The 9069-nt window shown below is 68.6% G+C and carries 8 protein-coding genes and 3 pseudogenes; all 11 read right to left on the bottom strand.

Annotated features, from left to right (window positions below):
- Positions 1-21 precede the first annotated feature (21 nt).
- The 11 genes and pseudogenes from Y694_RS27130 to ssuC all read right to left on the bottom strand — a co-directional run bounded on the left by Y694_RS27130 (position 22) and on the right by ssuC (position 9037).
- A pseudogene (locus Y694_RS27130) lies at positions 22-1079 on the bottom strand (sulfate/molybdate ABC transporter ATP-binding protein).
- Positions 1076-1990, bottom strand: a complete 915-nt coding sequence (gene cysW, locus Y694_RS09355) for a sulfate ABC transporter permease subunit CysW (RefSeq protein ID WP_036231816.1) — start codon at positions 1988-1990, stop codon at positions 1076-1078. Before cysW ends, Y694_RS27130 begins: the two are co-directional and overlap by 4 nt.
- Position 1991: 1 nt before the next feature.
- Positions 1992-2828: a sulfate ABC transporter permease subunit CysT gene (gene cysT / locus Y694_RS09360; RefSeq protein ID WP_011827725.1), complete on the bottom strand. Its 837-nt coding sequence runs from the start codon at positions 2826-2828 to the stop codon at positions 1992-1994.
- 36 nt (positions 2829-2864) lie between these two features.
- On the bottom strand, positions 2865-3878 hold the full coding sequence (locus Y694_RS09365; protein ID WP_036231818.1) for a sulfate ABC transporter substrate-binding protein: 1014 nt from the start codon (positions 3876-3878) through the stop codon (positions 2865-2867).
- A gap of 170 nt (positions 3879-4048) precedes the next feature.
- Positions 4049-5061: pseudogene (locus Y694_RS09370) on the bottom strand (sulfate ABC transporter substrate-binding protein).
- A gap of 119 nt (positions 5062-5180) precedes the next feature.
- Positions 5181-5825 carry a peroxiredoxin gene (locus Y694_RS09375; RefSeq protein ID WP_011827722.1) on the bottom strand — a complete coding sequence of 215 codons (645 nt, stop codon included), beginning with the start codon at positions 5823-5825 and terminating at the stop codon, positions 5181-5183.
- Positions 5826-5964: 139 nt separating this feature from the next.
- Positions 5965-6513, bottom strand: coding sequence for an alpha/beta hydrolase (locus Y694_RS09380; protein ID WP_051495682.1), 549 nt, complete (start codon positions 6511-6513; stop codon positions 5965-5967).
- Between the two features lie 10 nt (positions 6514-6523).
- Complete coding sequence (locus Y694_RS09385; RefSeq protein ID WP_011827720.1) at positions 6524-6742, bottom strand: molybdopterin-binding protein; 219 nt, start codon at positions 6740-6742, stop codon at positions 6524-6526.
- A 119-nt stretch (positions 6743-6861) separates the two neighbouring features.
- Positions 6862-7241 (bottom strand): annotated as a pseudogene (locus tag Y694_RS09390) (thioredoxin family protein).
- Positions 7242-7308: 67 nt separating this feature from the next.
- A complete protein-coding gene (locus Y694_RS09395) occupies positions 7309-8247 on the bottom strand; it encodes an ATP-binding cassette domain-containing protein (protein WP_036231821.1) in 939 nt (312 codons plus the stop codon).
- Between the two features lie 31 nt (positions 8248-8278).
- Positions 8279-9037, bottom strand: coding sequence for an aliphatic sulfonate ABC transporter permease SsuC (ssuC, locus tag Y694_RS09400; RefSeq protein ID WP_081782212.1), 759 nt, complete (start codon positions 9035-9037; stop codon positions 8279-8281).
- Between the last annotated feature and the right edge of the window lie 32 nt (positions 9038-9069).

Consider the following 9069-nt stretch of genomic DNA (forward strand, 5'->3'; position numbering starts at 1 on the left):
GACGGCCCGGCCGGGGCCCGATCAGATCATCGCGGCCGGATCGGCTTCGGACTCCTGCGCGAAGCGCGTCACGCGGCGCGGCAGCAGGTGCACGGTGGCGCCGGGATCGAGCGGGAAGCGTTCGCGCAGCGCATGGAACTCCGAGCGCGGCAGCTCGACGTCGATGTAGCTGCCGTCGTCCACGCGCTTGAACTCCACCCGCGTGTTAGGCCCCACGGTCAGCGCCTGCGACAGCGTCACCGGCAGCGAGCCCTCGGCCGGTGCGGCCAGGATCGCCAGCTCGTGCGGGCGCACGTAGCTGACCTCGCCGCTGACCTTCGCATCGCCCCGACCTGCTCCGAAGCGGCCGTGGAACAGGTTCACGTCCCCCAGGAACTGCAGCACGAAGGGCGACGCCGGGTGGTCGTATACCTGGTCCGGCGGGCCGTCCTGCTCGACGCGGCCCTGGTTCATCACGACGATGCGGTCGGCGACCTCCATCGCCTCCTCCTGGTCGTGGGTCACGAACACGCTCGTCACATGCACCTCGTCGTGCAGGCGGCGCAGCCAGCGGCGCAGCTCCTTGCGCACCTTGGCGTCGAGTGCCCCGAAGGCTCGTCGAGCAGCAGCACCTTGGGCTCCACCGCCAGCGCGCGCGCCAGGGCGATACGTTGGCGCTGGCCGCCCGACAGCTGGTGCGGGAAGCGGTCGGCGATCCAGTCGAGCTGCACCAGCTTCAGCAGCGCGGTGACCTTGCTGCGGATCTCGGCTTCGCTGGGCCGCGTGGCCTTGGGACGCACGCGCAGCCCGAAGGCCACGTTCTCGAAGATCGTCATGTGCGCGAACAGCGCGTAGTGCTGGAACACGAAGCCGACCTGGCGCTCGCGCACGTCGGTGCGGGTGGCGTCCTCGCCGTGGAACAGCACGCTGCCGCTGTCGGGCACTTCCAGGCCCGCGATGATGCGCAACAGCGTGGTCTTGCCAGAACCCGAGGGTCCGAGCAGCGCGACCAGCTCGCCCGAGGGGATGTCGATCGAGATGTCGTCGCAGACGACGGTGGGGCCGAAGCGCTTGTTCAGGTTACGGACTTCGATGCTCATACGGCCTCCAGCGCGCTCGCGCCCTTGATCTGGTTTCTCACCCGTCGCTCCACCAGGTACTTCAGCACCAGCGTCACCAGCGCCAGCCCGGCCAGCAGCGAAGCCACCGCGAACGACGCCGCGAACTGGTATTCGTTGTAGAGGATCTCGATGTGCAGCGGCATCGTGTTGGTCTGGCCGCGGATGTGGCCCGAGACCACCGACACCGCGCCGAACTCCCCCATCGCCCGCGCATTGCACAGGATCACGCCATACAGCAGCGCCCACTTGATGTTGGGCAGCGTCACGCGCCAGAAGATCTGCCAGCCCGAAGCGCCCAGCACCCGCGCCGCCTCTTCCTGCTCGACGCCCTGCGCCTGCATCAGCGGGATCAGCTCGCGCGCGATGAACGGGAAGGTGATGAATACCGTGGCCAGCACGATGCCGGGCAGCGCGAAGATGATCTTCAGGTCGTGCTCGCGCAGCCAGCCGCCCAGCCAGCCCTGCAGGCCGAACACCAGCACGAAGATCAGGCCGGCGATCACCGGGCTCACCGAGAACGGCAGGTCGATCAGCGTCAGCAGGATGTTCTTGCCGCGGAAGTCGAACTTGGCGATGCACCAGGCCGCCGCCACGCCGAACACCAGGTTCAGCGGCAGCGACACCGCCGCCGCCAGCAGCGTGAGCCGGATGGCCGACAGCGCGTCGGGCTCGACGATCGCCGCGAGATAGACATCCCAGCCCTTCTTCAGCGCCTCGTAGAACACCGCGAACAGCGGCACGAACAGGAACACCGTCAGGAACACCAGCGCGATGCCGATCAGCGTGCGGCGCACCCAGGGCGCCTCCGTGGTGGCGTTGCGCAGGTTCGTCGGAGCGACCGCCGCAGCGGGTGCAGCGGCCTTCAGGGCCAGCGTGGCGCCGGTCGTCATGTCAGTTTCCTCCCTGGCGACGGCGCGACCAGGCCTGCAGCAGGTTGATGCCCAGCAGCAGCACGAAGCTCGACACCAGCATCACGACCGCGATCGCGGTGGCGCCGGCGTAGTCGTACTGCTCGAGCTTGGTGATGATCAGCAGCGGCGTGATCTCGCTGACCAGTGGCAGGTTGCCGGCGATGAAGATCACCGAGCCGTACTCGCCCAGCGCGCGTGCGAACGCGAGTGCGAAGCCGGTCAGCAGTGCCGGGATCAGGATCGGGAAGATCACGAGCCGGAAGGTCTGTGCGCGGCTCGCGCCCAGGGTGGCGGACGCTTCCTCGATCTCCTTGCTCAGGTCCTCGAGCACCGGCTGCAGCGTGCGCACGACGAACGGCAGGCCGATGAAGGTGAGCGCGACGAACACGCCGACCGGCGTGAAGCTCACCTTGAAGGGCAGGTACTGCCCGATCCAGCCGTTCTGCGAATAGATCGCGGTGAGCGCGATGCCGGCCACCGCGGTGGGCAGCGCGAATGGCAGGTCGACCAGCGCGTCGACGATGCGCTTGAACGGGAACTCGTAGCGCACCAGCACCCAGGCGATGACCAGCCCGAACACCGCGTTGAGCAGCGCACCCGCCAGTGAGGCGCCGAAGGTCAGCCGGTAGGACGCCACCACCCGCGGCGAACTCACCGCCTCCCAGAACGCCGGCCAGGTGAGCGTGAAGGTCTTCAGGAACGCGGCCGACAGCGGGATGAGCACGATGAGGCTCAGGTAGAGCAGCGTGAAGCCGAGCGCGAGGTCGAAGCCGGGCAGCACGCTGTGCCGCCGCAGCAGGGCGCGAGAGAGGAACACGGTCAGTACTTCAGGAAAATGATCGAACCGGCACGATCACTTGCGCGCCGCCAGGATCTGGTCGTAGATCCCGCCGTCGTCGAAGTGCTCCTTCTGCGCCTTGCTCCAGCCGCCGAAGATCTCGTCGATCGTGAAGGTGTTGACCTTCGGGAAGTCCTTCGCGTACTTCGCCAGCAGCGCGGGCGAGCGCGGGCGCAACTGGTGCTTGGCGGCGATCTCCTGGGCCTCGTCGGACCACAGGAACTTCAGGTAGGCCTCGGCCTGCTTGCGCGTGCCCTTCTTGTCGACCACGGTGTCGATCACGCTCACCGGGTTCTCGGCCAGGATGGTCGATTTGGGGTAGACCACGTCGAAGTGGTCGCCGAACTCGGCCTTGATCAGGTTGACCTCCGACTCGAAGGTCGCCAGCGCGTCGCCGATGTTGCGCTGTGCGAAGGTGGTGGTCGCCGCACGGCCGCCACCGTCGAACACCGGCACGTTGGCGAAGATCTTCTGCACCAGCTCGCGCGCCTGGGCCGGCGTACCGCCGGCCTTGATGGCCGAGCCCCAGGCGGCCACATAGCTGTAGCGACCGTTGCCGGTGACCTTGGGATTCGGGATCACAACGCTGACGCCGGGCTTGGCGAGATCGGGCCAGTCGGCGATCTTCTTCGGGTTGCCCTTGCGCACCAGGATCACCGTGACCGAGGTGGTGGGCGCGGCGTTGTTCGGCAGCCGCTTCGCCCAGTCTTCGGGGATCAGCTTGCCGCGGGTGGCGATGGCGTCGATGTCGCTCGACTGGTTCATCGTCACGACGTCGGCCTCCAGACCGTCGATCACCGCGCGGGCCTGCTTGCTCGAGCCGCCGTGGGATTGGTTGATCGTCACGTCCTCGCCGCTGGCCTGCTTCCATTGTTTCTGGAAGGCCGGGTTGATCTCCTTGTAGAACTCGCGCGCCACGTCGTAGCTGACGTTCAGCAGCGTCGGCCCGGCGGCCGTGGCCCAGCCGGCGGCCAGCAACAGGGGAGAAACGATCAGTGCGCGCCGCAGCGACGAAGGCAGGAGAGACATGATGTGGCAGGGCCCGGAGTCCCCGCGGAAAGGTCGATGGGAGCGGATGCTAGGGACCGTCGCTTAAAACGGGAACGACAGATTCGTCGAATGCTTATGAGAAAATGGCGTAGCCAAACGCCGACAGGCGCCCAGCAAGTGGGCGCCTGCTCTCGAAAAAATCCCGGTGCTTACTTCTTCGTATAGATCTGATCGAACACACCGCCGTCGGCGAAGTGGGTCTTCTGCGCCTTGGCCCACCCGCCGAACACCTCGTCGATGGTGAACAGGTTGACCTTCGGGAAGTTCTTCGCGTACTTCGCCGCGACCTTCTCGTCGATCGGCCGGTAGAAGTTGCGCGCGGCGATTTCCTGGCCCTCCGCGGTGTACAGGTACTCGAGGTAGGCCTGGGCCACGTCGCGGGTGCCTTCTTGTCGACCACCTTGTCGACCACCGTCACCGGCGGCTCGGCCAGGATGCTCAGCGGCGGGTAGACGATGTCGAACTTGTCGACGCCGAACTCCTTCAGCGACAGGTGGGCCTCGTTCTCCCAGGCCAGCAGCACGTCGCCGATGCCGCGCTCGGCGAAGGTCACCGTGGAGCCGCGGGCGCCGGAATCCAGCACCGGCACGTTCTTGAACAGGTTGCCGACGAACTCGCGCGCCTTGGCATCGTCGCCTCCGGGCTGCTTGAGCGCGAAGCCGTAGGCCGCCAGGTAGCCCCAGCGGGCGCCACCCGAGGTCTTGGGGTTCGCGGTGATCACCGACACGCCCGGCTTCACCAGGTCGTCCCAGTTCTTGATGCCCTTCGGGTTGCCCTTGCGCACCAGGAAGATGTAGGTGGAGGTGTAGGGCGAGCTGTTGTGCTTCAGGCGCTTCTGCCAGTCGGCCGGCAGCAGCTTGGCCTTCTCGCCGATCTCGTCGATGTCGTAGGCCAGCGCCAGCGTCACCACGTCGGCGTCGATGCCGTCGATCACCGAGCGAGCCTGCTTGCCCGAGCCGCCGTGCGACTGCTTCACGGTCACGTTGTCGCCGGTCTTGCCCTTCCAGTACTTGGCGAAGGCGGCGTTGTACTCGACGTAGAGCTCGCGCGTCGGGTCGTAGGAGACATTGAGCAGGGTCACGTCCTTGGCGGCGGCGGCACCGGCGGCCAAAACAAGGATCGAGGCGGCGAGCGCGCCACGGACGGAAGCGAAACGGGTCATGAAGGTCCTCGGGATCACGGAATCAGGGCGGGAATGAGCGAATGGGGAGATGCTAGAAAGCGCCGCTTCAACGCGGAACGAATGAAAGCAAGGACGCTTATGCGTTTCTCGAAGAAGTCTCAGGCGCGATTGGGCTGCGGCGTCAGGCGCAGATAGGGCGTGACGGCGGTATAGCCCTTCGGAAACTTCTGCCGGATCAGTTCGGCGTCCTGCAGCGCGGGCACGATCACCACGTCGTCGCCGTCCTTCCAGTTCGCCGGCGTCGCGACGCTGTGGTATTCGGTCAGCTGCAGCGAATCGATGACGCGCAGGATCTCGTCGAAATTGCGCCCGGTCGAGGCCGGGTAGGTGATCGTCAGGCGGATCTTCTTCGCCGGGTCGATGACGAACAGCGAGCGCACCGTGGCGGTCGTGCTGGCGTTCGGATGGATCAGGTCGTAGAGCTCGCTGACCTTGCGGTCGGCGTCGGCCAGGATCGGGAAGTCGACCACCGCGTTCTGGGTGCGGTTGATGTCCTCGATCCACGCGCCGTGCTTGTCGACCGGGTCGACCGACAGCGCAATCACCTTGACATTGCGCTTGGAGAACTCGGCCTTGAGGCGGGCCGTCAATCCGAGCTCGGTGGTGCAGACGGGCGTGAAGTCGGCCGGGTGAGAGAACAGCACGCCCCAGCTGTCGCCGAGCCACGCGTGGAACTGGAGCGGACCCTGGGTGGACTGTTGCTCGAAATCGGGGGCGATGTCGCCGAGTCTCAGGCTTGGCATGGTGGAGCTCCTGGATGGGATGGAGGCAGGGAATCGAGGAGGAAGGACGACCCGCGGCGGTGTGCCGCCCCTCGGACCGCGAACGACCACTCGGCCAGCGTCGCGCGTTCGAGCCGTTGCTCGCGGGCGAGGCGCGCGCTCATCGCGGTGACCCAGCGCCGCGCCAGCGGCAGCGGGCCGAAGCCGGCCTCGGCGTTGATGTGCCGGCGTCGCCGAGCGTCAACCAGGCGCTGCCCCAGCGCTGGGCCCAGCGGCGGCTGCTGGCGGCGGTCATCCAGGGATCGGTGTCGCTGGCCACCACGGTGCTCGGCACCGCGAGGCGCTGCTGAGGCAGCAGCCCGGCGACGCCGAACTTGTCGGGGTCGGCCGGCGCGACGAACAGCGCGGCGCGCACCGGCGAATCGGGCCGCTGCGCCAGGTGGCGGGCCAGCGCGAGGCAGCCGAAGCTGTGCGCGACCGCGACGAACGAGTCCGGCTCGCCGCCGCGGCTGCGCCCCGCCGCGCGCTCCAGTGTCGCGTCGACGCGGGCGGCCCAGCGTTCGAGCTGCGGGTTGGACCAGTCGCGCTGCACCACGCGCTCGGCGTCGCGGTACTGCGACTGCAGCCAGCTCTGCCAGTGCACCGGCCCGCTGTCGTTCAGGCCGGGCACCACCAGCAGGCGAGGCACCTGGAACGCCGCGGTGCGCATGGCGTGCGGCCTACAGCGTGGCGATCGACACTTCGGTCGACTTGACCAGCGCGATCACTTCCTTGCCGGGCACCAGCTGCAGCTCCTTGACCGAGCGCGTGGTGATGACCGAGGTCACGATCAGTCCGGCCGGGGTCTCGACGTCGATCTCCGACACCACCGGCCCTTCGATGATCTCCTTGACCTTGCCGCGGAACTGGTTGCGGACATTGATGGCGGTGATGCTCATGCGGGGACTTCCTCTTCAGTGCAAAACCTGAAGGTAGCCTTCACCGCTTCTGCAACCAACGAAGCTCTTCGCCTGCCCACATGCGCAAACCGCATGTGGGCCCGCGCGGCGGGCCGCGCTCAGCGCACCGGCTGCCCGATCGTGCGCACCGTCGTCACCAGCGCCTCGGCCTGCGCCGCCGGCAGTGCGACCAGCGCTGCGCCGCGCGCGGCTTCCAGCGTGCGCGCCAGCGTGGTGGCATGCGGCAGCAGCGTGCCGAAGAAACGCAGCTCGGCGCCACGCGCCACGAGCACGGTCGGGAAGTTCTCGATGTCAAGGTCGAGCGGCGCGAGCGCATCGCTGTCGTCCTCGATGTCCACCCACACGCAGCGCAGCGCCGGCTGCTCGCGCGCCAGCGCCTCGAAACCGCGCGGTAGTCGCGGCAGGTGCCGCACCACTCCGCACACAGGCACGCCACCAGCCAGTCGTCCTCGTTGCCGCCCCGCGCGCTCGTCGTCATGCCGGCAGTGTGCCCGTGCGGCTGCGGCGCGCGGGGCGGTGGGGGAATGGGTCGGGCCGCTGCCCCCTCAGACCGCCCACCGCAGCCGATGGGCCCGGTACGGATCGGGCAGCGCCTCCGAGACCACGGGCTCGGCGGCCGGCTGCTGCAGCACGCGCTGCAGGATGGCTTCCTCGCGCGCGGCGAAGCCGGCGTCGCCGCGCGAGCGCGGCCGGGCCAGCGCGATGCGCTCGTCGAGCACCACCTGGTGGTCCTCGATCAGCAGCACGCGATCGGCCAGCGCCACCGCCTCGGCCACGTCGTGCGTCACCAGCAGTGCGGTGAAGCCGTGGCGGCGCCACAGGTTTTCGATCAGGCGCTGCATCTCGATGCGCGTCAGCGCATCCAGCGCCCCCAGCGGCTCGTCGAGCAGCAGCAGGCGCGGTGCATGCACCAGTGCGCGCGCCAGCGCCACGCGCTGGCGCTGGCCGCCTGACAGTACCGCCGGCCAGTCGTCGGCGCGCTCGGCCAGGCCCACCTGCGCGAGCGCCTCGCGGGCCCGTTCCTTCGCATCACGCCCCTCGAGGCCGAGCGCCACGTTGTCCAGCACGCGCTTCCAGGGCAGCAGGCGGGCGTCCTGGAACATCACGCGCAGGTCTCGGCGCTGTGCGAGCGGCTCGTCCGCGCCGTCGAGTGAGATGCTGCCGCGGCTCGCACTCTCGAGTCCTGCCACGAGCCGCAGCAGCGTGCTCTTGCCGCAGCCGCTGCGGCCGACGATGGCGACGAACTCGCCGGGCTCGATGCGCAGGTCGATCGCATCGAGCACCACACGGTCGCCGAACTGCTTGCCGACGCGGTCGAGCCGCAGTGCGGTACCGCGCGGCGTGTCGTTCGTGCTGCGCACGATGGCCGGCGCCTCGGCGGCGGCCGGCGCGCCGCGCGCATCGGTCCCGCGCGTGCCGGCCCACGCGAACTCGGGCGCCGTCGCGACCGCGAGTTCGTTCAGTTCGAGTTCGAGGTGGTGCATGGTCGTGCCGCAGCGGAAGAGAAGGGGGACGTCACGGCACCGACCGGTAGCCGGGATGCCAGCGCAGCCACCAGCGCTCGAGCGCCTTGGCCGCCAGATCGGCCAGCTTGCCGAGCAGCGCGTAGAGCAGGATGCCGACCAGCACGACGTCGGTCTGCAGGAACTCGCGCGCGTTCATCGTCATGTAGCCGATGCCGGCCTGCGCCGAGATCGTCTCGGCCACGATCAGCAGCACCCACATCAGGCCGAGCGCAAAGCGCAGGCCGACCAGGATGTTCGGCAGCGCGCCCGGCAGGATGACCTGCCGGTACAGCGCGAAGCCCGACAGCCCGTAGCTGCGCGCCATCTCGATCAGCGCCGGGTCGACCGCGCGGATGCCGTGGAAGGTGTTCAGGTAGACCGGGAAGAACACGCCGAAGGCGACCAGGAAGAGCTTGGCGCCCTCGTCGATGCCGAACCACAGGATGACCAGCGGGATCATCGCCAGCGGCGGGATGTTGCGCACCATCTGCAGCGTCGAATCGAGCGCGGTCTCGAGCGTACGGAAAGTGCCGGTCGCGAGGCCGAGCACCAGGCCCAGGCCGCCGCCGATCGCCAGGCCGGCGAAGGCGCGCCAGGTGCTGGTGGCCACGTGCTGCCACATCTCGCCCGATGCGGCCAGCGTCCAGAACGCCTTCAGCACCGCCCAGGGCTCGGGCAGGATGCGGGTCGACAGCCAGCCCAGCTGCGACGCCAGCTGCCAGCCGCTCAGCAGGGCGACCGGCAGCAGCCAGGGCAGCAGGCGGCGCAGCGCGGCCCGGAGGTCCGTCGCGGCGCAGCCGG

It is taken from the genome of Methylibium sp. T29-B, assembly GCF_000576225.1.
Taxonomy (GTDB): Bacteria; Pseudomonadota; Gammaproteobacteria; order Burkholderiales; family Burkholderiaceae_C; genus Methylibium; species Methylibium petroleiphilum.

Excerpts from the sequence above, each read along its gene's own strand:
- cysW (WP_036231816.1), bottom strand. The coding sequence starts at position 1,990 with ATGACGACCGGCGCCACGCTGGCCCTGAAGGCCGCTGCACCCGCTGCG.
- Y694_RS09365 (WP_036231818.1), bottom strand. The coding sequence starts at position 3,878 with ATGTCTCTCCTGCCTTCGTCGCTGCGGCGCGCACTGATCGTTTCTCCC.
- Y694_RS09375 (WP_011827722.1), bottom strand. The coding sequence starts at position 5,825 with ATGCCAAGCCTGAGACTCGGCGACATCGCCCCCGATTTCGAGCAACAG.
- Y694_RS09380 (WP_051495682.1), bottom strand. The coding sequence starts at position 6,513 with ATGCGCACCGCGGCGTTCCAGGTGCCTCGCCTGCTGGTGGTGCCCGGC.
- Y694_RS09385 (WP_011827720.1), bottom strand. The coding sequence starts at position 6,742 with ATGAGCATCACCGCCATCAATGTCCGCAACCAGTTCCGCGGCAAGGTC.
- Y694_RS09395 (WP_036231821.1), bottom strand. The coding sequence starts at position 8,247 with ATGCACCACCTCGAACTCGAACTGAACGAACTCGCGGTCGCGACGGCG.